Origin of the sequence: Borborobacter xinjiangensis (genome assembly GCF_047739745.1) — a bacterium.
Lineage (GTDB): Bacteria > Pseudomonadota > Alphaproteobacteria > Rhizobiales > Rhizobiaceae > Pseudaminobacter.
In genome coordinates this window covers 18,310-42,016 of sequence record NZ_JBLLVA010000002.1, presented here as the reverse complement: position 1 = coordinate 42,016, position 23,707 = coordinate 18,310, and the positions used below count along the sequence as shown (strand labels likewise).

21 protein-coding genes and 1 pseudogene are annotated in these 23,707 nt (G+C 62.3%); 10 read left to right on the top strand and 12 right to left on the bottom strand.

From position 1 onward, the window contains the following. Positions 1–78 precede the first annotated feature (78 nt). The 7 genes from ACLKMW_RS02415 to ACLKMW_RS02385 all read left to right on the top strand — a co-directional run bounded on the left by ACLKMW_RS02415 (position 79) and on the right by ACLKMW_RS02385 (position 7,199). Entirely contained in the window at positions 79–402 is a 324-nt protein-coding gene (locus tag ACLKMW_RS02415; RefSeq protein ID WP_415722791.1) for a YnfA family protein, read from the top strand. 185 nt (positions 403–587) lie between these two features. Next, entirely contained in the window at positions 588–2,078 is a 1,491-nt protein-coding gene (locus tag ACLKMW_RS02410; protein WP_415722790.1) for a replicative DNA helicase, read from the top strand. Positions 2,079–2,148: 70 nt separating this feature from the next. Continuing rightward, the gene (gene radA / locus ACLKMW_RS02405; protein ID WP_415722789.1) at positions 2,149–3,546 is read left to right on the top strand and encodes a DNA repair protein RadA; all 1,398 of its coding nucleotides are present in this window, start codon (positions 2,149–2,151) and stop codon (positions 3,544–3,546) included. Between the two features lie 57 nt (positions 3,547–3,603). Next, positions 3,604–4,191: a CvpA family protein gene (locus ACLKMW_RS02400; protein ID WP_415722788.1), complete on the top strand. Its 588-nt coding sequence runs from the start codon at positions 3,604–3,606 to the stop codon at positions 4,189–4,191. Between the two features lie 58 nt (positions 4,192–4,249). Next, positions 4,250–5,719, top strand: coding sequence for an amidophosphoribosyltransferase (gene purF, locus ACLKMW_RS02395; protein WP_415722787.1), 1,470 nt, complete (start codon positions 4,250–4,252; stop codon positions 5,717–5,719). Continuing rightward, positions 5,719–6,465, top strand: coding sequence for an SDR family NAD(P)-dependent oxidoreductase (locus ACLKMW_RS02390; protein ID WP_415722786.1), 747 nt, complete (start codon positions 5,719–5,721; stop codon positions 6,463–6,465). Before purF ends, ACLKMW_RS02390 begins: the two co-directional genes overlap by 1 nt. A gap of 107 nt (positions 6,466–6,572) precedes the next feature. Then, entirely contained in the window at positions 6,573–7,199 is a 627-nt protein-coding gene (locus ACLKMW_RS02385; RefSeq protein WP_415722785.1) for a hypothetical protein, read from the top strand. 37 nt (positions 7,200–7,236) lie between these two features. Here the strand turns inward: ACLKMW_RS02385 and ACLKMW_RS02380 are convergent, their stop codons facing one another. Beyond that, a complete protein-coding gene (locus ACLKMW_RS02380) occupies positions 7,237–7,764 on the bottom strand; it encodes an OsmC family protein (RefSeq protein WP_415722784.1) in 528 nt (175 codons plus the stop codon). A gap of 215 nt (positions 7,765–7,979) precedes the next feature. On the opposite strand from ACLKMW_RS02380, the gene ACLKMW_RS02375 reads away from it, so the two are divergent. Together ACLKMW_RS02375 and ACLKMW_RS02370 are read left to right on the top strand one after the other, a co-directional pair. Then, positions 7,980–8,879 carry a DMT family transporter gene (locus tag ACLKMW_RS02375; RefSeq protein ID WP_415722783.1) on the top strand — a complete coding sequence of 300 codons (900 nt, stop codon included), beginning with the start codon at positions 7,980–7,982 and terminating at the stop codon, positions 8,877–8,879. Between the two features lie 252 nt (positions 8,880–9,131). Next, the gene (locus ACLKMW_RS02370; protein WP_415723169.1) at positions 9,132–11,345 is read left to right on the top strand and encodes an AMP-binding protein; all 2,214 of its coding nucleotides are present in this window, start codon (positions 9,132–9,134) and stop codon (positions 11,343–11,345) included. Between the two features lie 6 nt (positions 11,346–11,351). Here ACLKMW_RS02370 and pssA read toward each other — a convergent pair whose 3' ends face one another. The 5 genes and pseudogenes from pssA to ACLKMW_RS02345 all read right to left on the bottom strand — a co-directional run bounded on the left by pssA (position 11,352) and on the right by ACLKMW_RS02345 (position 16,760). Further along, positions 11,352–12,164, bottom strand: a complete 813-nt coding sequence (pssA, locus tag ACLKMW_RS02365; protein WP_415722782.1) for a CDP-diacylglycerol--serine O-phosphatidyltransferase — start codon at positions 12,162–12,164, stop codon at positions 11,352–11,354. Between the two features lie 3 nt (positions 12,165–12,167). Beyond that, positions 12,168–12,869, bottom strand: a pseudogene (locus ACLKMW_RS02360) (phosphatidylserine decarboxylase); the annotation flags it as partial. A 124-nt stretch (positions 12,870–12,993) separates the two neighbouring features. After that, entirely contained in the window at positions 12,994–14,877 is a 1,884-nt protein-coding gene (locus ACLKMW_RS02355; protein WP_415722781.1) for an ABCB family ABC transporter ATP-binding protein/permease, read from the bottom strand. 11 nt (positions 14,878–14,888) lie between these two features. After that, complete coding sequence (locus tag ACLKMW_RS02350) at positions 14,889–15,230, bottom strand: ArsR/SmtB family transcription factor (RefSeq protein ID WP_415722779.1); 342 nt, start codon at positions 15,228–15,230, stop codon at positions 14,889–14,891. 57 nt (positions 15,231–15,287) lie between these two features. Further along, positions 15,288–16,760, bottom strand: a complete 1,473-nt coding sequence (locus ACLKMW_RS02345) for a LysM peptidoglycan-binding domain-containing protein (RefSeq protein WP_415722778.1) — start codon at positions 16,758–16,760, stop codon at positions 15,288–15,290. 114 nt (positions 16,761–16,874) lie between these two features. Here ACLKMW_RS02345 and ACLKMW_RS02340 point away from each other — a divergent pair, with 114 nt between their 5' ends. After that, positions 16,875–17,483, top strand: coding sequence for an LOG family protein (locus ACLKMW_RS02340; protein ID WP_415722777.1), 609 nt, complete (start codon positions 16,875–16,877; stop codon positions 17,481–17,483). Positions 17,484–17,514: 31 nt separating this feature from the next. Here the strand turns inward: ACLKMW_RS02340 and rarD are convergent, their stop codons facing one another. The 6 genes from rarD to cysS form a co-directional block, all read right to left on the bottom strand. Beyond that, the gene (gene rarD / locus ACLKMW_RS02335) at positions 17,515–18,447 is read right to left on the bottom strand and encodes an EamA family transporter RarD (RefSeq protein ID WP_415722776.1); all 933 of its coding nucleotides are present in this window, start codon (positions 18,445–18,447) and stop codon (positions 17,515–17,517) included. Between the two features lie 75 nt (positions 18,448–18,522). After that, entirely contained in the window at positions 18,523–20,142 is a 1,620-nt protein-coding gene (cimA, locus tag ACLKMW_RS02330; RefSeq protein WP_415722775.1) for a citramalate synthase, read from the bottom strand. A gap of 127 nt (positions 20,143–20,269) precedes the next feature. Continuing rightward, complete coding sequence (gene pip / locus ACLKMW_RS02325) at positions 20,270–21,229, bottom strand: prolyl aminopeptidase (protein ID WP_415722774.1); 960 nt, start codon at positions 21,227–21,229, stop codon at positions 20,270–20,272. Next, positions 21,222–21,722: a GFA family protein gene (locus ACLKMW_RS02320; protein ID WP_415723168.1), complete on the bottom strand. Its 501-nt coding sequence runs from the start codon at positions 21,720–21,722 to the stop codon at positions 21,222–21,224. The genes pip and ACLKMW_RS02320 overlap by 8 nt, the downstream gene beginning before the upstream one ends. A gap of 13 nt (positions 21,723–21,735) precedes the next feature. After that, positions 21,736–22,119, bottom strand: a complete 384-nt coding sequence (locus tag ACLKMW_RS02315; protein ID WP_415722773.1) for a VOC family protein — start codon at positions 22,117–22,119, stop codon at positions 21,736–21,738. Continuing rightward, a complete protein-coding gene (cysS, locus tag ACLKMW_RS02310) occupies positions 22,116–23,567 on the bottom strand; it encodes a cysteine--tRNA ligase (RefSeq protein ID WP_415722772.1) in 1,452 nt (483 codons plus the stop codon). The genes ACLKMW_RS02315 and cysS overlap by 4 nt, the downstream gene beginning before the upstream one ends. Positions 23,568–23,707: the final 140 nt, after the last annotated feature.

Sequence of the window (23,707 nt, the reverse complement as noted above, 5' to 3'; positions counted from 1 at the left end):
GACAATCCGCCGCCCTTCCCCAAGCTGTTCCACGAAGCTACGGAAGGGCGGTGTCCATTTCAGCAAAGTCCTTACCCTATGAGCATTCCGATATTCTTCGCCGCCGCGCTCTGTGAAATTGCCGGCTGCTTCACCTTCTGGGCATGGTTGCGGCTCGAAAAATCGGCGCTTTGGCTGATTCCGGGCATCGGCTTGCTCATACTGTTCGGCTGGCTTCTGACTTTCGCCGAGTCCTCCGACGCAGGCCGCGCCTATGCCGCTTATGGCGGCATCTACATCGGAGCCTCGCTGGCCTGGCTGTGGCTTGTCGAAGGCGTACGCCCCGATCGCTGGGACGTTGTCGGCGCCACGATCTGCGTCATCGGCGCTTCGATCATTCTTTTCGGGCCGCGCACCGCTTGAGGATGCCCTTCCTGGCGGGCCGCGCTATGATTCCGTGATTCGCGTCAATCCGGATTCACCGGCCCGTTCAACTGATCTGTGGACGACCTCACCGAGCTGTGAATCATGGGCATCATGCCGCGATAGTTACTACGGCCGGCGGCTGCGTCTGATAGCGCAGTGGCTGGACAGGCATCAGGGACGTCATGGCAGAGGCAGCACGAAAATTCAGCGTCGCCGAGACACCGCTTTATCGCGAAGCGCCCAACAATATCGAGGCGGAACAGGCACTGCTCGGCGCGATCCTCGTCAACAATGACGCCTTCTATCGCGTTTCGGATTTCCTCAAAGCCTCGCATTTCTACGAACCGCTGCACCGCAAGATCTTCGAGGTCGCCGGCGAGCTCATCCGCATGGGCAAGATGGCCAATCCGGTGACGATCAAGACCTTCCTGCCTGCGGAGGAGAAGGTCGGCGACATGACGGTCGCGCACTATCTCGCGCGCCTTGCGGCCGAAGCCGTTACCGTCATCAACGCTGCCGACTATGGCCGCGCCATCTACGATCTCGCCACCCGCCGCGCGTTGATCACCGTCGGCGAGGACATGGTCAATATCGCCTATGACGCGCCGGTCGATATGGCGCCGCAGCAGCAGATCGAGGATGCCGAGCGCCGCCTGTTCGAGCTTGCCGAGACCGGCCGCTATGACGGCGGCTTCGAGAGCTTCACCGACGCGCTGAAGACCGCCGTCGACATGGCCAACGCAGCCTATATGCGAGACGGCCATCTCTCGGGAACGGCGACGGGCCTGCGCGATCTCGACCAGCGCATGGGCGGCCTGCAATCGTCCGATCTTATCGTGCTTGCCGGCCGTCCAGGCATGGGCAAGACCTCGCTTGCCACCAACATCGCCTTCAACATCGCCCACGCCTATGAGCCCGCCCAGCAGGCCGACGGCTCGTTCAAGGCGGCCAATGGCGGCGTCGTCGGCTTCTTCTCGCTCGAAATGTCGTCCGAGCAGCTTGCGACCCGTATCATCTCCGAGCAGACGGAAATTCCATCGTCGAAGATCAGGCGCGGTGAAATCACCGAGCACGACTTCGAGAAGCTGGTGGGCTGCTCGCAGATGATGCAGAAGATACCGCTGTTTATCGATTCGACCGGCGGCATTTCGATCGCGCAGCTTGCTGCCCGCGCCCGCCGGCTGAAGCGCCAGCGCGGCCTCGACGTCATCGTAATCGACTATATTCAGCTCATGCAGGGCTCATCGGCCAAAGCCTCGCAAAACCGCGTGCAGGAAGTGACCGAGATCACCACGGGCTTGAAGGCGCTGGCCAAGGAGCTTTCGGTGCCGATCATCGCACTGTCGCAGCTTTCGCGTCAGGTCGAAAATCGCGACGACAAGCGCCCGCAACTCTCCGACCTGCGCGAATCCGGCTCGATCGAGCAGGATGCCGACGTGGTGATCTTCGTCTATCGCGAGGAATATTATCTGAAGAACCGCGAACCAAAGCTCGGCAGTGAAGAACACCTCAAATGGGAAACAGAGATGGCCGAGGCGGCCGGCAAGGCCGAGGTGATCATCGCCAAGCAGCGCCATGGCCCGACCGGCACTGTCTCATTGGGCTTCCAGGGCGAATTCACCCGCTTCTTCGACCTGGCGGAAGAACACCATCTGCCTGAGCGGATTGAATAGGCGTCTCGTGTTTGCGCTATCCTCTTTCCTCTGGCTCCTTTTGGCTGATACCGGGCGGGACGGATGAGCCGTGGCTAAAACCCGCATCCAGTTCATCTGCCAGAATTGCGGCACGGTCCACACGCGCTGGGCGGGCAAGTGCGACGCCTGCGGCGAGTGGAACACGCTGATCGAGGAAGGCACTTCGGGCGGCATCGGCAGCGGTCCGGCTGCAACCCGTAGCGCCCGAAAGGGCCGGCCGGTGGTACTCACCAGCTTGTCCGGCGAGATCGAAGACGCGCCGCGCATCGCCAGCGGCATCGGCGAACTGGACCGCGCCACCGGCGGCGGCTTCGTTCGCGGCTCCGCCATTCTGGTCGGCGGCGATCCGGGCATCGGCAAATCCACGCTGCTCACCCAGGCGGCCGCAGCGCTTGCCAACCGGGGTCATCGCATCGTCTACGTATCCGGCGAAGAGGCCGTCGCGCAGATCAGGTTGCGGGCCCAACGGCTGGGCGCCGCCCAATCGGCCGTTGAACTGGCGGCCGAAACCAATGTCGAGGACATTCTGGCGACGATTGCCGAAGGCAAGCGACCCGACCTCGTCATTCTCGATTCGATCCAGACGCTGTGGACCGACCTTGCGGATTCGGCGCCAGGCACCGTTACACAAGTGCGCTCGTCGGCGCAGGCCCTGATCCGCTATGCCAAATCCACCGGTGCGGCGGTGGTGCTGGTCGGCCATGTCACCAAGGAGGGCCAGATCGCCGGGCCACGTGTCGTCGAGCACATGGTCGACGCGGTCCTCTATTTCGAAGGCGAAGGCGGGCATCATTATCGCATCCTGCGGACGGTGAAGAACCGTTTCGGCCCGACCGACGAGATCGGCGTGTTCGAAATGTCGGACAAGGGCCTGCGCGAAGTTTCCAACCCGTCGGAGCTTTTCCTCGGCGAGCGGCATGCCAAATCGCCGGGAGCCGCGGTTTTTGCCGGCATGGAAGGCACAAGGCCGGTGCTGGTCGAAATCCAGGCGCTGGTCGCCCCCTCCCCGCTCGGCACGCCGCGCCGCGCCGTCGTCGGCTGGGATCAGCCGCGGCTTGCCATGGTGCTCGCGGTTCTGGAGGCCCATTGCGGCGTGCGCTTCGCCACCCATGACGTCTATCTGAACGTCGCCGGCGGCTATCGCATCTCCGAACCCGCCGCGGATCTCGCCGTTGCCGCCGCTCTGGTTTCGTCGCTCACCGGCCTTGCCCTTCCGGCTGATTGCGTCTATTTCGGCGAAATCAGCCTTTCGGGGGCCATAAGGCCGGTTGCGCATGCGCAACAGCGGCTCAAGGAAGCCGAAAAACTGGGTTTTGGACAGGCGGTTCTGCCAAAAGGCAGCGAGGAGATCACGGGCGGAATCGGGTCCGGCGCCTTTCAGCCGGCGACGCTCACCGACCTTGTGGTACGAATTGCCGGGTCGCTGCGCCGAAATGCCGACGACTGAGCCGCTCCCGCCACCGGGGACGGCAAGGCGGAAACCGCCAGATGGAGTGGGAACGACATGCCGATTACGCTGCTTGACGGAATTCTCGTCGGCTTCACGCTGGTTTCGGCCATGCTTGCCATGGTGCGCGGCTTTTCCCGCGAAATCCTCTCCATCGCGTCGTGGATCGCCGCAGCGGTGGCGGCTTATCTGTTCTATCCGGCAGTGCTGCCCTATGTGACCCCTTATATCGACAACGAAAAGCTGGCGATGGGAGCGGCCGCCGGCATCGTCTTCATTATCGCGCTGATCGTCGTTACCGTCATCACCATGAAGATCGCCGACTTCATCATCGATTCGCGCGTGGGCGCGCTCGACCGTACGCTCGGCTTCCTTTATGGCGCGGCGCGCGGCATCCTGGTCGTGGCGGTCGGCCTGCTGTTCTTCAATTGGCTCGTCGGCACCAACCCGCCAGCCTGGATCGCCAACGCCAAATCGAAGCCGCTTCTCGAAAGCGTCGGCACGAAATTGGAAAGCTTCCTGCCTGACGATCCCGAAAACTCGATCCTCAAGCGGCTGCAGCCGGACACGACGCCGCAGGCCGGCACCGAAACCCAGCCGTCCGAAACGGCACCGCCCGCAGAAGTGCCGCCGGCGAACAATTGACGGTGGCGCCGCGCGTGCGTCCATCCTATATGATGGCTTTCTGACAAGAGGCTGCCCGATGGCACATGTCGACGACACCTTGCTAGGCGAGGCCGACGATCATTTCCACGACGAATGCGGCGTGTTCGGCATATTCGGCCGGCAGGACGCCGCCGCAATCGTGACGCTCGGCCTGCATGCGCTCCAGCATCGCGGCCAGGAAGCGGCCGGCATCGTCTCCTATGACGGCAGCCAGTTCCATGTCGAGCGTCATGTCGGCCTGATCGGCGATACGTTCACCAAGCCAAGGGTGCTCGACAGCCTCAAGGGCAATCGCGCCATCGGCCACACCCGCTACGCCACCACCGGCGGCTCGGGGCTGCGCAATGTCCAGCCGCTGTTTGCCGAATTTTCAGACGGCGGTTTCGCCATCGCCCACAACGGCAACATCACCAACGCCATGACGGTGCAGCGTACGCTGCAGAAGCAGGGCGCGATCTTCTCGTCGACTTCGGATACCGAAACAATCCTGCATCTCGTCGCCACCAGCCGCGAGAAGGATTTGAATTCGCGCTTCATTGAAGCGGTGCGCACGCTGGAGGGCGCGTTTTCGCTGGTGGCGCTCACCTCCAAGAAGATGATCGGCTGCCGCGATCCGCTCGGCATCCGCCCGCTGGTGCTCGGCGATCTCGACGGCGCCTGGATCCTCGCTTCCGAAACCTGCGCGCTCGACATTATCGGCGCGCGCTTCGTGCGCGACATCAAGCCTGGCGAGATGGTGGTGGTGACGACGAAGGGCATCGAAAGCATCTTTCCATTCGAGCCGCAGAAATCGCGTTTCTGCGTCTTTGAATATGTCTATTTCGCCCGTCCCGATTCCACGGTCGAAGGACGCAATGTCTATGACGTGCGCAAGCGCATCGGCATGGAACTGGCGCTGGAAAACCCGGTCGATGCCGACATCGTCGTGCCGGTACCCGATTCCGGCACGCCGGCGGCCATCGGCTTTGCCCAGCAGGCCGGCCTGCCCTTCGAGCTCGGCATCATCCGCAACCACTATGTCGGCCGCACCTTCATCCAGCCGACGGATTCCATCCGGCATATGGGCGTGAAGCTGAAGCACAACGCCAACCGCCGCATGATCGAAGGAAAGCGGGTCGTGCTCGTCGATGACTCGATCGTTCGCGGCACCACCAGCCAGAAGATCGTGCAGATGGTGCGAGACGCGGGTGCCCGAGAAGTGCATATGCGCATCGCCTCCCCGCCGACGCGCTCGGCATGTTTTTACGGCGTCGATACGCCCGAGACGGCGAAATTGCTCGCCTCGCGCATGTCTGTGGAAGAAATGGCTGACTTCATTCGCGTCGATTCGCTCGGCTTCCTCTCGCTCGATGGGCTATATCGTGCGGTCGGAGAGGCAAGACGGGACAGCGAGCAGCCGCAATTTTGCGATGCCTGCTTCAGTGCACAATATCCGACGCGACTCGTCGACGCCGAAGGCACAGACAATGTGCGCACCTTGTCACTGCTGGCCGGAAGCGGATCATAATGCCTGACATTCCTGACCTTTCGGGGCGCGTTGCGCTCGTTACCGGCGCGTCGCGCGGCATCGGCTACCAGATCGCCAAGCAGATGGCCGCGGCCGGGGCGCATGTGGTGGCGGTTGCCCGCACAGTCGGTGGCCTTGAGGAACTCGACGACGAGATCAAGGCCGCAGGCGGTCAAGCCACGCTCGTCCCGCTCGATCTTACAGACATGCAAGGGATAGACCGCCTTGGCGGCGCCATTCACGAGCGTTGGGGCAAGCTCGACATTCTCGTCGCCAATGCCGCCGTGCTGGGGGTCATCGCACCCATCGGCCATGTCGAGGCGAAGGTGTTCGACAAGGTCATGGCGGTCAACGTCACCAGCACCTGGCGGGTGATCCGCTCGGTCGATCCGCTGCTGCGCCAATCCGACGCCGGCCGCGCCATCATCCTCTCGTCGGGGGCTGCGCACTCCGCCCGCGCCTTCTGGGCGCCCTATGCTGCCTCGAAAGCCGCGGTTGAAGCCCTGGCGCGTTCCTGGGCCGATGAGACCAAGAACACCAAGCTGCGCGTCAACTGCGTCGATCCCGGCACGACGCGAACCGCCATGCGCGCACAGGCCGTTCCCGGCGAAGACCCCAGCACCTTGCCGCATCCCGCCGAGATCGCGGAAAAGATCCTGCCGCTGGCAAGCCCCGAACTGAGCGAAACCGGCAAAATCTATCTGGCGAAACACGGTCGCTGGGTTTCCTACCGTATGCCGGAATAACAATCCTGAGCAGAAATCCGCTAAAGCCTTCCAACACGGCGTTGTGATTGGCGGCGATTTCCCTGCCACCCTAGTCTTCCTCCGGGTGGGCCAATCGGAGGAAAACCATGATACGCCTCGCATTTCTGACAGTCGCCGGCTTAGCTGCCGCTCTTTCGGCGGCCAGCGCGCAAGACACCTCGATGAGCTTCTTCGTCACCAGCCAGGGGCTCGGCAAAGGTGCCAACCTCGGCGGCCTTGAGGGCGCCGACGCCCAATGCCAGAAACTCGCCGAGGCCGCCGGCAGCAGCGGCAAGACCTGGCACGCCTATCTCTCGACCAGCGACACCGACGCCAAGGATCGGATCGGCAGCGGACCATGGTTCAATGCCAAAGGCGAGAAGATCGCCGACGATGTGGCCTCGCTGCACAGCGATGCCAATGGCATCACCAAGCAGACCGCGCTGGACGAGAAGGGCATGACGGTCAATGGCCGCGGCGATGAGCCTAACCGGCACGATATTTTGACCGGAACGATGCCGGATGGCACCAAGGCTGAGCAGACCTGCGGCGACTGGACCATGAACGGCACCGAAGGTGCTGCGATGGTGGGGCACCATGACCGCATGGGACTCGACGATTCAGCGGCTGCAAAATCGTGGAACTCCTCACATGCATCGCGCGGCGGCTGCAGCCAGGAAGCGCTCCAGGGCACCGGAGGCGACGGCCTGTTTTACTGCTTCGCCGTCAATTAGCTATCCCGAATAGCTCCAAGCCGAATCGCCCGGCTGGTCACATCCGGGCGATCTTTCGGCGCACCTCAGCGTTCACCGACAAGTCGGGCCTGACATTCAGGGTCTGAAACACCACGCAATAGCGCTCGGTAAGTTTCAGCAATGTATCGATGCGGTCCTGCGGTTCGTCCGTATCGAGATCGAAGGATAGCCGGATCGCACGAAACCCGACCGGCGCATCCTTCACTACGCCCAGTGTACCGCGAAAATCGAGATCACCCTCAGCCTCGACCGTGCAACCGCCGAGCCGGAACTCCAGCGCCGTGGCAACAGCCTTGAGCGTCACCCCCGCGCAGGCGACAAGCGCCTCAAGAAGCATGTCTCCGGAGCATAGCTGAAGCCCGGTGCCGCCGGTCGCCGGATGCAAGCCGGCGACAGCGACCGCACGGCCCGTTTCGACCTTGCAGGCGATTGCCTCATCATCGACCGATCCCCTGGCGCGAAGCGTGATGAGCGCGCGTGCGGCATCGTCGCGATAAGCTTCCTTCAATGGTGTCTGCAATCGCTTCAGTTCCGCTGCGTCCATGGCAACCTCCCTGTCGGCATCAGCTTTCGCGTCCATGGCAGTAATATCACAGATGGTAACCGCCTGCGCCAACGGCTTCGCGCGGCTGGCGTAGCCTGACGATGTGCCCGCACCTTATAGTGGTGCTCGCTTGATCGCGCCAAACCAGCCAGTGGGCGGCGGACGAGCAAAACCGTTGATAATTTGCTCATCCGCTGTTGCCGCAGGTATTCGGTATGGCCAGTGCCGTTGCTCTCGACGCGCGTGAAAACATCTACGCCGGCATCCTGCTGACCGGCGTAGCCTATCTGTTGTTTTCCATGCAGGACGCCGCGATCAAACTGCTGGTGGCAAGCCTCACCGTCTGGCAGGTGCTATTCTTCCGTAGCGCCGTCATCCTCGGCGGTTGCGTGCTCATCGGCGGCCACAAGGTCCTTGCGGCTTCTGCACGTTCGCCCATCGTCAAACCGATGCTGTTGCGCAGCTTTCTTATCCTGGCCGCCTGGCTTTGCTTCTACAGCGCCGCCCGATATCTGCAGCTTGCCGAGCTGACGACGATCTATTTCGCGGCACCGGTCATCATCACCATTCTGTCCATCGTCATACTTGGCGAGCAGGTGCCGCTGATCAGATGGCTGGCGGTGCTCCTCGGATTCGCCGGGGTATTCATCGCCTGCGACCCGGCCACATTCGGCATCACTTTGCCGGTTGCGATGGTCCTCATGGCGGCATTCCTCTGGGCCCTGTCGATCGTTCTGATGCGCAAGATCGCTCTTCAGGAGCAAACCCTGGTGCAACTCGTTCTCAACAACGCCTTCTTCCTTGTCATAGCCGGCACACCCCTGCTCGTTCTGTGGCAGATGCCCGACTGGAAGCAGACGCTGCTGCTGGTTGGCGTCGGCGTTCTCGGCGGTATCGCCCAGTTCGCCCTGTTCGAAGGCATGAAACGTGCGCCGGTTTCCGTGATCGCGCCGTTCGAATATACTTCGCTGGTTTGGGCATTCGGGCTCGGCTTCGCCATCTGGGGCGACATTCCCCGCCGCGAAGTCTTCCTTGGAGCGGCGCTGATCATCGGTGCGGGCCTGGTCATTATCGCCGCGGAGCATTTCCGTAGGAAAACCGCCCGATTGCAATAGTTTACGCAAGTGATGGAACCTTCCGACCCTTCATGCATTTGAGTGTGAGGACGGGCACGTCCCCCAAGCCCGGCCCCCCGCCCGTCCCTTTACTCCAAGCCGGCCAAATGGCCGGCTTCTTCTTTGCCGGACACAGCGTTATCGCAATGTGGCGAACGCCTCATTGACGTACGCGTTGCTTCGTCTAATTTCTCCTCTTCGAAACGGCCGCAAAAACCGTGACAACAGCAACGTTGGGAGTGCGGCATGGTCCTGATCGTTACGATCGCGCTTGTAATGGCTGCCGCTTATGCGGCGATGGCGATCCTGCAGATGCTTCGGCTAGGCATCAGTGCTCGACAGGCACTGCTCTATGTGCCGCTGAAGCTTGTCTACCGGATTCACGACTGGCGGATGCGAGACGCGCGCAAGGTAGCAGCCCCGGTCATCTATGCAGTTACCCACCAGTCGCGCCTTGATCCGGCGCTGATGCTGGCCCTGCTGCCGGACGACACGCTGCACATCCTTGACGAGGCTTCGGCAAAATCACCCTGGCTGGAACCCTGGCGCGTGCTTGCCCGCACGATCGCCTTCAACGCCAAGCATGTCTTTCTCAGCCGCCGGCTGGTGCGCTTCCTGAAAGGCGGCGGCCGCCTTGCCGTCTACCTGCCCGACAATGTCGAACCGGATGTGAAGTCCTACCGGCTGTTCCGCGCCGTGGCGCGCATGGCAGTGCAGGCCGATGCCAAGATCGTCCCTATTTTCATCGGCGGCGCGCGGCATCTGCCCTTTTCGCTCAGTCCGGTCACGAAAGCGCCACGCAGTTTGTTTCCCGGGCTGTCGATCAGCGTGCTCGAGCCGATGACCATCCAGCAGCTTATGGAGCGTCCGGATTCCCGCCCTTCCAACGCATTGTTCGACCGCCTGGCCGAGGCGCGGCTTGCCGCCACCGACCCGGACCGCAGCCTGTTTCTGGCAGTCCGCGATGCAGCGAGCCGCTTCAAGCCGTGGCATCCAATCGTCGAAGATCCAATCGATGGGATTTTGAGCTACAGGCGGCTGTTCGTCAGCGCACGCATACTCGGCCAGCGATTCGCCTCGCTTACCGCGCCTGCCGAAGCCGTTGGCGTGCTTTTGCCCAACAGCAACGCCATGGTGCTGACGCTGCTCGGCCTCGCTTCCGGCAGCCGGGTGACGGCGATGATCAATCACAAAACAGGCCCGGCCAGCGTCACTTCCGCCGTGCGGACCGCAGTGATCCGGACCGTCGTCTCGTCTCGAGCCTTCGTGCAGAAAGGCGATCTTGCCGCCATTGTCGAGGCTGCCGAAAAGGGTGGCGCGAAATTCATCTGGCTGGAGGATCTGCGGCAATCCATTACCATATTCGACAGACTCGCGGCCCTGGTTTCCTGGCGTCGGCCCATTCTTGCGCAGAATGCCGCCAGCCCAGCCGTGATCCTGTTCACCTCAGGTTCGGAAGGGAATCCGAAAGCGGTGGTCCTCTCCAGCCGCAACCTTGTCGCCAACGCCATGCAAGTAGAGGCGCGCATCGCCTTCGGTCCTGACGACAAGCTTCTCAACGTGCTGCCGGCCTTCCACTCCTTCGGGCTGACCGGAGGCACTTTGCTGCCGCTGCTGACCGGCGTGCGGCTTTTCCTCTATCCCTCGCCGTTGCATACCAAGCTCATTCCTGAGATCGCGGCCAAGATCCAGCCGACGGTCATGTTCGGCACAGACACCTTCCTTGCCGCCTATGCGCGAGCCGCCAAGGACGGCGATTTCGCCGGCCTGCGTTTCGCCGTGGCCGGCGTGGAGCCGGTGAGAGCGGAAACACGGCGCATATGGCGCGAGTGCTTCGGCGTCGAGATTATCGAGGGCTACGGGTTGACCGAAGCTGCACCCGTGGTGTCGGTCAATACGGCCACGCATGGCCGCGAGGGAACGGCCGGGCGCCCCTTGCCCGGCATACGCGTTCGCCTGGAACCCATCAAAGGGATCCGCGAAGGCGGCCGGCTGCTGCTCCAGGGTCCCAATCTGATGATGGGCTACATGACGGCAGAGAAGCCCGGCATCCTGCAGCCACTTGGGGATAGCTGGCACGACAGCGGCGACGTCGTTTCGACCGACCGCGAAGGCTACCTGACGATACGTGGGCGGGCGAAGCGCTTCGCGAAAATCGCCGGCGAGATGATTTCACTCGGAGCGGTGGAGATGCTCGTTCACTCGCTCTGGCCGGAGGAGAGCCATGCGGTCGTAGCCTTGCCTGACAAGCGCAAAGGCGAGCGGATCGCCCTTCTCACCACCGCCGCCGATGCCGACATCTCCCTGATCAGGCAGTTCGGCAGGCTGTCTGGCGCGAGCGAGCTGATGGTGCCGCACGACATAGTCAAGGTCGATGCGATTCCGACCCTCGGGTCGGGCAAGACCGACTATGTCACGGCGCGCCGGATGGTGATGGAACAGCTCGGGACGGAGGCGGCCGCCTGAACGGGACTACTGCGCGTCCGGCATTGTCGCCTTTTCTTCCTCGATCTTGGCGCGGCGCGAATAGGCCCGCGCGCTCAGCGGCAGGAAGATCATGTAAGCGAGGGCTGAAATCGACAGCGTCTGCCAAGGATAGGTGACGAGCAGCAGGATGAAGAAAGCGACGCCAAGGATCAAAGGCAGCACCCTGTCGCCCGGAATGCGGATTTTCTTGCCGGAATAGACGGGCAGCCGGCTGACCAGCAGAAATGCGACAAGCACCGTGAAAACGGAACTCAGGAAACCAAGGGTGCGGTCCGGCGCGATCGCGCCGATGAACACCAGATAGATCGGCAGCATGACGACCACCGCGCCAGCCGGGGCCGGCACGCCGACGAAATATTCCGACTGCCAGCCGACGGGATGCTCTTCCTCGTCGAGAACGTTGAACCGGGCCAATCTCAGACCACAGGCGATGGCAAACAGCAGGGCCGCGATCCAGCCGGGGGATCCGGCGCGATCAAGCAGGAACGCGTAGAGAACCAGTGCCGGCGCCACGCCGAAATTGACGATGTCGGCAAGCGAGTCCATTTGCGCGCCGAATCTGGACGTTGCCTTGAGCATCCGCGCGATGCGGCCGTCGATGCCGTCGAGGAAGGCAGCAATCAGCACCATCGTCACAGCGGTTTCGAAACGATGCTCGAAAGCCAGGCGAATGCCCGAAAGCCCGGCGCAGATGGCAAGCACGGTGATCAGGTTGGGCAACACCATGCGCAGCGGGATTTCGCGAATGCGCGGCCCACCGTGGCCATGCGGTTCGAAGGGCTGGAACGGCTCGGCCACCGGTCAGGAAACCCGCACCAGCGGCGTCGCCGCTTCGCCGCCGAATTCGGCGATTATCGTCTCGCCGGCGACCGCCGTCTGGCCAACGGCGACGCGTACCGACGCTCCCGCCGGCAGGAAAACATCCACCCGCGAGCCGAAGCGGATGAGACCGAATCGCTCACCGACGGAGATGTTGCCGCCCGATTGCGCCCAGCAGACGATGCGTCGCGCCACCAGACCTGCGATCTGGACGGCGGCGACAATGCCGTGCGGGCTTTCGATCACAAGGCCGTTGCGTTCGTTTTCGCTGCTTGCCTTGTCGAGTTCGGCATTGAGGAATTTTCCGGGGCGATGCTCGATGCGCGCAATGCGGCCACGCACGGGTGCGCGGTTCACATGGCAGGAAAACACGTTCATGAATACCGAGATGCGGATCATCTCGCCGTCTCCGAGGCCAAGCTCGCGCGGCGGCAGAGCCGGGCCGACCGCCGACACCACGCCATCTGCCGGACTGACCACGAAACGGTCATCGACGGGCGTGACGCGCTGCGGATCACGGAAGAAATAGGCGCACCAGGCCGTCAGGATCAGACCGATCCAGAACAGGCTCGTCGAGAAATAGCCCAGGATCAGCGTGGCGGCGGCAAAGGCCCCGATAAAGGGGTAGCCCTCCCGATGGATCGGCACGAAGACATTCCTGACTGTGTCGACAAGGCTCATTGGGCGGGGGCGGCTCCGTGTCTGGCTGCCGGTTGCTTAGCGGAAACGAGGGCGAGCCGCAACGCAACATTGCAGTGGAAAAACCTGCGTCATTTTTCCATCTGCCTACGCCGGCTCGTTCAGGCGCTCAGATTTCCGACATTCGGTGGCGCACGACGATGCCAAGCTCGTCGGATTCGCGGGCAATCCGCAGGCGCTCCTCGGCTTCAGTCGCCTCGCGCTGGCGCGCCCACATGGAAGCATAAAGGCCATTGGCGGCAAGCAGCGAAAGATGCGTGCCACGCTCGGCGATCTGCCCGTCCTTCAGCACGATGATCTCATCGGCGGCGATCACCGTCGACAGGCGGTGGGCGATGACGATGGTCGTGCGGCCGCGGCTGACAAGGTCGAGCGCAGTCTGGATTTCCTGTTCGGTTTGCGTATCCAGCGCCGAGGTCGCTTCGTCCAGCATCAGGATCGGCGGCGCCTTGAGGATGGTGCGGGCAATTGCCACACGCTGCTTTTCGCCACCGGAAAGCTTCAAGCCACGCTCACCGACCATCGATTTATAGCCTTCGGGCAGCCGCTCGATGAAAGGCCCGATCTGCGCGAGTTCGGCAGCCCTGCGCACTTCGTCCTTGCTTGCGGTCGGCCGCCCGTAGCGAATGTTGTAGGCGATTGTGTCGTTGAACAGAACGGTATCCTGCGGAACCATTCCGACCGCGGCGCGCAGGCTTTCCTGCGTAACGTCGCGGATGTCCTGCCCATCTATGAGGATGGCGCCGCCCTGAATATCGTAGAAGCGGAACAGAAGCCGCGAAATCGTTGATTTACCTGCACCCGACGGCCCGACGATGGCAACGGTGCGGCCGGCCGGAACCTTGAAACTGACACCCTTCAAGATCGGCCGGGCCGAATCATAGGCGAAACGCACATCGCGAAATTCGACGCTGCCGCCGGTCACGGCAAGCGCCTGCGCGCCGGAACGATCGACCACTTCCTGCTTGACATCGAGCAGGTCGAACATCTGCTCGATATCGGTCAACGCCTGTCGGATTTCGCGATAGATGAAACCGATGAAATTCAATGGCACCGAAAGCTGCATCAGCATGGCGTTGATGAAGACGAAATCGCCGATGTTCTGCGTGCCGGCCATGACCTCCAGAGCCGACATCCACATGACAATGGCCATGCCGATGCCGAAAATGACGCCCTGACCGAAATTCAACCAGCCGAGCGAGGTCCAGGTCTTGGTCGCGGCGACCTCGTAGCGTGCCATGGAGCGGTCGAAGCGCTCGGCCTCCATCCGCTCATTGTTGAAATATTTGACGGTCTCGAAATTCAGAAGCGAATCGATCGCCTTGGTATTGGCGTCGGTATCGGAATCGTTCATTTCGCGCCGGATGCCGATGCGCCAGTCACTCGCCCAGACGGTGAACCACGTATAGACGACCACTGTAACCGCGACGACGAGGACGTAGAGCCAGCTATAGGCGACCGCGAAGATCAGGGCTGTCAGCGCGAATTCGAGAAGCGTCGGAACCGAGTTCAGGATCGTGAAGCGCACGATCGTCTCAATGCCCTTCGTGCCGCGCTCGATGATGCGCGACAGCCCGCCGGTGCGGCGCTCCAGATGGAAGCGCAACGACAGATCATGCATATGCATGAAGGTCTTGAACGCAAGCTGGCGAACCGCATGCTGGCCGACGCGGGCAAACAGCGCGTCGCGCAGCTGGTTGAAACCGACCTGGATGATGCGCACGATATTGTAGGCAATCACCAGCATGACCGGCCCAAGCAGGAAATCCGGCAAGGGCGGCGTCGGCGCATGATCACCGGCGAGTGCATTGGTCGCCCATTTAAAGAAGTAGGGCACCGCGATCAGGACGAATTTGGCGACGAACAGGAACAGCGTCGCCCACACCACGCGCGCCTTGAGATCGGGGCGATCGGCCGGCCACATATAGGGCCACAGATTGCGCAGGGTCCTGAAGGTCGAGCCGGAATCGGCAGAGACGGTCTTTGAGGCCAATTTTCGATGCCTTATTGTTCTTCGCGGGCCGCGCAGCAGGACTGAACCAGGCGCTCAACCGAAGTGGAGAGTTCGGACAAGGCGGTGCGGTCGAGCTCGTAGCGCGAACGCTGTTTCTCGGGCGAAAACTTCACCAATCCGGCTTCGACCAGGATCTTCAGATGCTGCGACACCGTCGATTGTGCGAGATCGAACTGCTCGACAACCTCCTTGCAGCAACAGGACCGGTTGCCCGACAGATATTGCAGGATTTCTATGCGCGCCGGGTGAGACAAAGCGGCGAACCGCGCCGCCACTTCGTCATGAGCCGGTCTGGCGCACCTTCCTACGTCAGCTTCAAGGGTCTTGTTCATCGCTTATCGTCGATAAACGATAAATGCCTTCTCGGCAACAGGCGCCGACCCGAAAGTCTACCGCGCCGTCGTCGCCTGCCCTTCGATCGCCTTCATGTTGGCGGTTTCGCCCTCGGACGTTTTCTCGGGAACCTTGAACACCTGCCCCGGCCAGATCAAATCCGGGTCGCGGATCTGCTGCTGGTTGGCGAGATAGATCGTCGAATAGCGCACGCCAAGGCCATAGACGCGCCGTGAGATGCGCCAGAGGGAATCACCGCGGCGGATGATGACCGCGCCATCGACATTCTCAAGCTTCGGTGCCAGTGCCTCGGGTGCCGCCGCGGCAATATCACCGGAGCCGGCAGGCAACGGCGCCTTGGCACCGATTTCGGCGCCTGGAGCATCGGTTGAAGGTGATGCTTGCGCCTTATCTCCCGGCGCCTGCGCGGCAGATGCGGGCGGCGCCACGGCGGAAATCGCCTCCCCCGGCTCGCGTTCGAACGGTACGGCCGCGCGCGCGACCACCTTGACACCATCCGGCTCAAGCGCATCGACCCGGACGATATAGTCACCAACCGGAAGGTCGCGCTCGGCTTCGATCAGGAAGCGTCCGCCCGGCGAGGTGACCGCTTCGCCAAGCAGGATTTCATTGGCATAGGCACGCACTTTGCGCCCCGGCTCGGCGATGCCGGCCACGAAAATCTTGCGGCCGTCGATCTCCACCGCTTCGACGCGCACGGCGGGCTCGCCGGCGATGGCGGCCGGCGCGCTCTCGGTTTCGGGTGCCTGTGCCGCCGCTGCGGTTTGCTGATCGGCCGGCTGATTGTCGCTCCCAGCCGTCGCCGGCTCCGCTGGCTTGGTGCCTTGAGACTCGGACACGACCTCGCTCGGCGGGGTGGGCTCGGGCACCGAAATCAGCTTGCTTGGTGCGCCCGGCTTTTCGACCAGAGCCAGCACTTGGCCGTCCTTCGTCTCGGGAATGGAGACGATCGCGGTCTCGGGCGAGGTCGCCACCACATTGTCGGGCGTGGTGGAGCGGATCACGATCTGATGCCCGCCCGGCTCCAATGGCGTATCGAGCGCAACGGCAAAATCACCCTCGGGTCCGGCGACGGCGTTGCCGATCACCTTCGCGCCAATGACGATCTCCACCTTGGCGTTAGGTGCGGCCCGCCCCGCAATGACGATCGAACCGTCAGATTCCGCGCGGACGACGTCGAAGGAAGGCGCAAGCACCTTGGGGGCGGCTGCCGGCGTCTTGGCTTCAGACGTGGCGGAAGGTTTTGTGATGTCGGGCGTGGCAGCGGCCATCTCAGAGGGTTGAGGCGTGGCGGCTTGTTCGGGCCCAGGCACGGCGGCGGACTGCTGATCCGGCAACTGCCCGGCGCTGGGGCTCGCCTGCGGCTCGGCGGGCTGCGAAAGGGAAGTCGCGGTGACCGGGGACTGCGAAAGATAGGGGTCGAACACGCCGAATCCATAAGCTGTCGCCGCCGCGGCGGTTACGCCGCCAGCCAGAAACAACAAGCTCTTCGCTGCGATACCTGCCATTATTCCCTACCCATTAGCCCTCTAAAGGCGGTCTAGCCTGTTTTCCCGGTGCCGACAAGAAAAAGCCCCGGGCAGGCTTGACCAGAGTTGCGCAGGCGATCACCAATTTAGCCCATGAATCCGATTCGGTCAGTCTGCGTTTATTGCGGTTCCTCCCCCGGGCGCAACGATGTCTACCTGAAGGCCGGCTACACGCTTGGGCGTGCAATTGCCGAGGCCGGATTGCGGCTTGTCTACGGCGGCGGCACCAAAGGCATCATGGGTGCGGTCGCCGAAGGTGCGCTGCGCGGCGGCGGCAACGTGCTGGGTATAATCCCGCGCTTCCTCATCAACCGCGAAGCGAGCCAAAACGCACTTGGTGATTTGTCCGAGGTCGTAATCACCGAGAACATGCACGAGCGAAAGCACAGGATGTTCGAGCAATCGGACGCTTTCGTGGCGCTTCCGGGCGGTATCGGCACGGTGGAAGAAATCGTCGAGATCATGACCTGGGCGCAGCTCGGACACCATCGCAAGCCGATGGTATTCGGCAACATTGAGGGTTTCTGGAACCCGATGCGGGCCTTGATCGGACACATGAAGGCGGAAGGCTTCGTTCACACCGCCCATCTGGTCCGGCCGATCTTCGTCGACCGAGCGGAGGCGATCGTCGAGACGATCCTTGCTGCCGCAGCCGAGAAGGCTCCGTCGGAAGGTGTCGAGTCGGTCATCGAAAATATGTAGTTGATCTGCCATGGCCCACGGCCATGCATCTTCAGCAGACAGGCGTTGTTTCGTCGCTCACCGCTGTTTCCGGCCGGCGACCGAAGAACATCGACCACGTGTAAAGCGCAAGCGCAATCCAGATGAGCCCGAACGCCAGAAGGCGCGCGTTGCTGAAGGGTTCGTCGAAAACGAACACCGCAATCACGAATATCATGGTCGGCGCGACATATTGCATGATGCCGATGGTCGAATAGCGCAGCAGCTTCGCACCGAACGCATAAAGCAGCAGCGGCACCGCGGTGACCGGGCCACAGCCGAGCAGAAGCGCGATGTCCAACGGGTTCGAACTCACGAAATGGCTCGTGCCGTGCATCTGCAGCCACAGGATATAGGCGAGCGCCGGCACGCAGAGGATGGCCACTTCGAGGAAAAAGCCCTGGCTCGGGCCGATCGGCAGGGTCTTGCGCAGAAAACCATAGAGCGCAAAGGTCAAGGCGAGACTGAGGGAAACCCACGGCAGGCCACGGGCTTCGATTGCCAGGACGATCACTGCCACACCAGCGAGGCCGACAGCAGCCATCTGTAGAGAGCTTAGCCTCTCTCTCAACAACACCGCGCCCATAACCACGCTCATAAGCGGGTTGATATAGTAGCCGAGCGCCGTTTCAACGGCACGGTCGGCCGCGATCGCCCAGACGTAGATGCCCCAGTTCATGGTTATCAGGCCGGCAGTGACAATCGCCATCAACATCGTGCGAGGCGAGCGCAATGCCCCTGTGATATCGGTGCGGCCGAGCAGCAGGAGCACCGCGCCAGCAATCGGGATCGACCAGAGCGCGCGATGCGCAACCACTTCGACAGCCGGAATGTGGTCCACAGCCTTCATGTAAAAAGGCAGGAACCCCCACATCACGTAGGAAAGCAGCGCGAAGGCAAATCCGCGGCGCGCGGCTGCATCACTGGTCTGTGCGTCGGTCATCATGCGACATGGTATGAGCGCGGCTCGCAGCCGGCACCATTTCAAACTTTTGATAGATCGTCGCCGATCGCTGATGGTTCACTCAGCCGCCACAAGCCCGGCCAGTTCGCGGTTTTTCATCAGCTTGTAGACGATCGAATCCATCAGCGCCTGGAACGACGCATCGATGATGTTGTTGGAGACGCCGACCGTCCACCAGCGCGCGCCGGTGGAATCACGCGATTCGATCAGCACCCGCGTGACCGCCTCGGTTCCTCCGTTCAGAATGCGCACCTTGTAGTCGGCAAGCTCGAGATCGCCGATCTCGCCCTGAAACTTGCCAAGGTCCTTGCGCAGCGCGATGTCGAGGGCGTTGACGGGACCGCGTCCCTCGGCCACCGACATTTTCTCCTCGCCGTCAATGCTTACCTTGACGATCGCCTCCGATACGGTCTTCAACTCGCCATTGGCGTCGAAGCGCCGCTCGACCATGCAGCGGAAGCTGGTGACGCGAAAGAACTCCGGAACCGTGTGAAGCATCTTGCGGGCGAGCAGTTCGAAACTCGCATCCGCACCCTCATAGGCATAGCCCTCGGCCTCGCGCTCTTTTACCACGGAAATCAGCGCATCGAGCCGGCCGCCATCCTTCGGCACGTCGATGCCGCGCCGCTTGAGCTCGGCAATGAAATTCGCCCTTCCCCCCTGGTCCGACACCATAACCCTGCGCCGGTTGCCGACCGATTCCGGCGGCACATGCTCATAGGTCTGCGGTTCCTTGGCCAATGCCGACGCATGGATGCCGGCCTTGGTGGCGAAAGCGGATGCCCCGACATAGGGCGCCTGCGGCTCCGGCGCCCGGTTCAGAAGCTCGTCGAAGCTGCGCGACAGCCGCGAAATATGGGCAAGCATTTCCAATGAAATGCCGGTTTCGAACCGCTCCGCAAAGGCCGGCTTCTGCATAAGCGTCGGAATGATGGTGATCAGGTTGGCATTGCCGCAACGTTCGCCGATGCCGTTCAGCGTGCCCTGGATCTGGCGCACGCCGGCTTCCACGGCCGCGAGCGAATTGGCAACCGCCTGACCCGTATCGTCATGCGCGTGGATGCCGAGATTCTCGCCCGGAATTCCACCGGCGATCACCTGTGCGACGACGGCCCGTATTTCGCCAGATTGCGTGCCGCCATTGGTGTCGCACAGCACCACCCAGCGCGCACCGGCATCGTAAGCAGCGCGGGCGCAGGCCAGCGCATAGCCCGGATTTGCCTTGAAGCCATCGAAGAAGTGCTCGCAGTCGACAAGCGCCTCCTTGCCGGCGGCGCGGGCGGCCGCGACGGACGCCGCAATCGCTTCGAGGTTTTCTTCATTCGTGCAACCAAGCGCCACGCGAACGTGATAGTCCCAGCTTTTGGCGACAAAGCAGACCGCATCCGAGGCGGAGCGGAGCAGCGTTGCCAATCCGGGATCGTTCGAGGTCGAGATGCCGACACGCTTGGTCATGCCGAAAGCCGCAAACCGCGCTCGCTCGCTGCGCTTGCGTGCGAAGAACGCCGTGTCGGTCGGGTTGGCGCCGGGATATCCACCTTCGACATAGTCGAGACCGAATTCGTCCAGCATACTGGCGACAGCGATCTTGTCGTCGAGCGAAAAATCGACGCCCGGCGTCTGCTGGCCGTCGCGCAGCGTCGTATCATAGAGATAAATACGCTCTCTCTTGGTCATTACCTTGTTTCGAACCTCGCGACGGCTTTCTTGGTTTGTCCGTCCTCGCCCGCTTCGCGGCTGCGGGCGGACGGGCAGCGCAGCGTCGTATCATAGAGATAAATACGCTCTCTCTTGGTCATCGAAGTCATCGCTTCCCCGCAAATCCGTCCGTTGCCCGGATCAGCCGATCGAGGATGCCTGGCTCGGAATAGGCATGACCGGCATTCTCGATCAGATGATATTCGGCCTCGGGCCACGCCTTGTGCAGCGCCCATGAGGTCGCCGGCGGGCAGGCCATGTCGTAGCGGCCCTGGACGATGACGCCTGGAATACCCTTCAGCTTGCCGGCGTCGCGGATGAGTTGGCCATCCTCGATCCAGCCGCCATTGATGAAATAGTGATTTTCGATGCGCGCAAAGGCCACGGCGAACTCATCCTTGCCGAAGGCGCCGCTGGTCGACGGATCAGGAAGCAGCGTAATCGTCTCGCCTTCCCACAGGCTCCAGGCCTTGGCGGCAGCGATGCGCACGGCCGGATCGTCGCTGGTCAGGCGCTTGCGATAGGCGGTGACGAGATTCCCGCGTTCCTCCTCGGGAATGAGGGCGACGAAGCGCTCCCATTTTTCCGGGAAGAATTGCGACGCGCCACGCTGATAGTACCAGTCGATCTCCTCGCGCCGCAGCGTGAAGATGCCTCGCAGCACGAGTTCGCTCACCCGTTCGGGATGCGTTTGGGCATAAGCCAGGGCCAAGGTCGAGCCCCAGGAGCCGCCAAAAACCAGCCATCTGTCGAAACCCGCCATCTCGCGCAGCCGCTCCATGTCGGCGACGACATGCCAGGTCGTGTTCGCTTCCAGTTCGGCATGCGGCGTCGAATGCCCGCAGCCGCGTTGATCGAACAGGATCACGTCATATAGTTCGGGATCAAACAGCCGGCGATGCTTGGGCGAGATGCCACCGCCGGGACCACCATGTAAAAAGACAGCCGGCTTGGCGCCGCGCGTACCGGAGCGCTCCCAGTAGATCTGGTGGCCATCGCCAACCTCCAGCATGCCGCTGTCGAAGGGCTCGATTTCCGGATAAAGTTCGCGCAGTCCATTATTCATTGCGTTCATCCTTCGTCGGCGGCCAGATTTCAGTGTCGTAGTCCGGATGCTGGTAGGAGACGAGCGTCGCGAGAAATTCCGAGGCGCCCCCGTCCGCCATCGTGTCCTTGCCTGGCAGGTCTGCAATTGTGTCCACATAAGGCAGCTTCGCCTCGATGCCCCATTGGACAGTCGGCGCGATACCGGCCGGATCGTCAAAAGCCGCAACTGTCAGGGCCACGCCGTCGGGTGCCTCATAGGTCAACGGTGTGCCGCACTCGCCGCAAAAGCCACGCAGGACGTGGTTCGACGATTGGAATCGTTTCGGCTCGCCACGTGTCCAGGTAAGCCTTGCCTTCGGTACCGCGACAAGCGGAAGAAAAAAGTTGCCGCCCGCTTTCTGGCACATGCGGCAGTGGCAGACAGAAGCATCGCCGAGCGCGCCTTCGACCCGAAAGCGCACGGCGCCGCATTGGCAACCGCCGGAATAGACAGGTTTGTTGTCGAGGCTCATCATTGTCTTCGCCCTATTCCGGCAAATGGCAGACGGCTTCAATATTATTGCCGTCGGGATCGAAGACGAAAGCGCCGTAATAGTCCGGATGATAGTGCGGGCGCAGGCCCGGCGCGCCATTATCGCGCCCGCCGGCTGCAAGTGCCGCCTCGTGGAACGCGTCGACTTCGGCGCGCGAACGGGCGGAAAAGGCAACGTGCTGATGGTGCCCGGGCTTTTCGCTCTCATGCAGCCAGAAGGTCGGCCGCTCTCGGCCGTAGCCGCCCACCTTCACGCCGCCGGTATGTTCGAGCGGAACCAGCATCAGCAGCGAGGCACCAAGCGGCGCCAACGCCTTATCGTAGAATGCCTTTGATATATCGAAATTCCCGACGGTTATGCCAAGATGATCGATCATCGCTTCACCTCCCATGTGGTTATGCGCTCGCCGGTGGCGGGGTCTTTGCCGTCCTTGAGCTGGATGCCTTGCGCCAGCAACTCGTCGCGGATCCGGTCGGCTTCGGCCCAGTTCTTATCGCGGATGAAGGCAAGGCGGGCGGCGATGCGCGGTGCGATCGTATCGGCATCGATCGCGGCACTGGACGCTTTCGCGGCAAACCACTCGGTTTCGGTCCGCTCCAGAAGTCCGAGCATCGCGGCGCTGGCCTTGAGGCATGCCCGCGCCCCCTGGCTGCCCTTTGCCGCCTCGCCACGCAATTCGTGCAGTCCGGTCACCGCACCTGCAGTGCCCAGATCGTCGCACAACGCGCCCAGCACATCGGCGCAGGAAATCTCTGAAACCATAGTGTCGCCGACCGCACGATACCAGCCGTCTAGCACTGCCTCCGCCTCCTCCAGCTTGCGTACGCTGAAATCGATCGGTTCGCGATAATGCGTCATCAGCATGGCCAGCCGCAGCACCTCGCCCGGCCATTTGCGGCCGCCGAACCTGTCGGTTTCCAGCAGTTCGTTGATCGTGACGAAATTGCCCTCGCTCTTCGACATCTTGCGGCCCTCGACCTGGAGGAAGCCGTTGTGCAGCCAGTAATTCGCCATGACGTCGGTGCCGTGCGCGCAGCGCGACTGGGCGATTTCGTTCTCATGGTGCGGGAAGATCAGGTCCAGTCCGCCGCCATGGATGTCGAACACTTCGCCGAGATAGGCCGCCGACATGGCCGAGCATTCGATATGCCAGCCGGGGCGCCCCCTTCCCCAGGGGCTTTCCCAGCCGGGCTCTTCGGCCGACGACTGTTTCCACAGCACGAAATCGCCCGGGTTTTTCTTGTGTCCCTCGACGGCCACGCGCGCGCCCGCCTGCTGCTCATCAAGATTGCGCTTAGAGAGCTGCCCGTAATCACTCATCGAGGCAGTATCGAACAGAACTTCGCCTTCCGATTCATAGGCATGGCCGCGTTCGATGAGCCGTTGAATCAAGGTCACCATGTCGACCTTGCCGTCGGCGCGCGGCTGTACGAATTCGGTGGCGCGAGGCTCGTGCGTGGGCGGCAGGCAGCCGAGAGCGGCCACATCCTTGTGAAACTGCTCGGCGGTCTTCGCCGTCACCCGGCCGATCGCCTCATTGAGCGGCAGTTCGGGAAAATCGCGCAGCGCGCGCGCGTTGATCTTGTCGTCCACGTCGGTGATGTTACGCACATAGGTGACGTGGTCGGCACCATATAGATGGCGCAGCAAGCGGTAGAGAATGTCGAAGACGATGACCGGCCGTGCATTGCCGACATGCGCGAAGTCGTAGACCGTCGGGCCGCAGACATACATGCGCACATTCCCTGGATCGATCGGAACGAAGTCTTCCTTCGTGCGCGTCAGCGTGTTGGTGATCCGCAGGCCCTTAAATCCGTTCGTCATCCAAAATCCCTGTCTTTTCGCCGAGGAGATGATGGCAATCATGCTCCAGCCTGCTGGCCGGGGCGTTTGTCCTGTCTGGGAAGAAAAGGCGAAAACGACCGAGCCAGCGCGCAGGCTAGCCGATAATGCAAATGCCACAA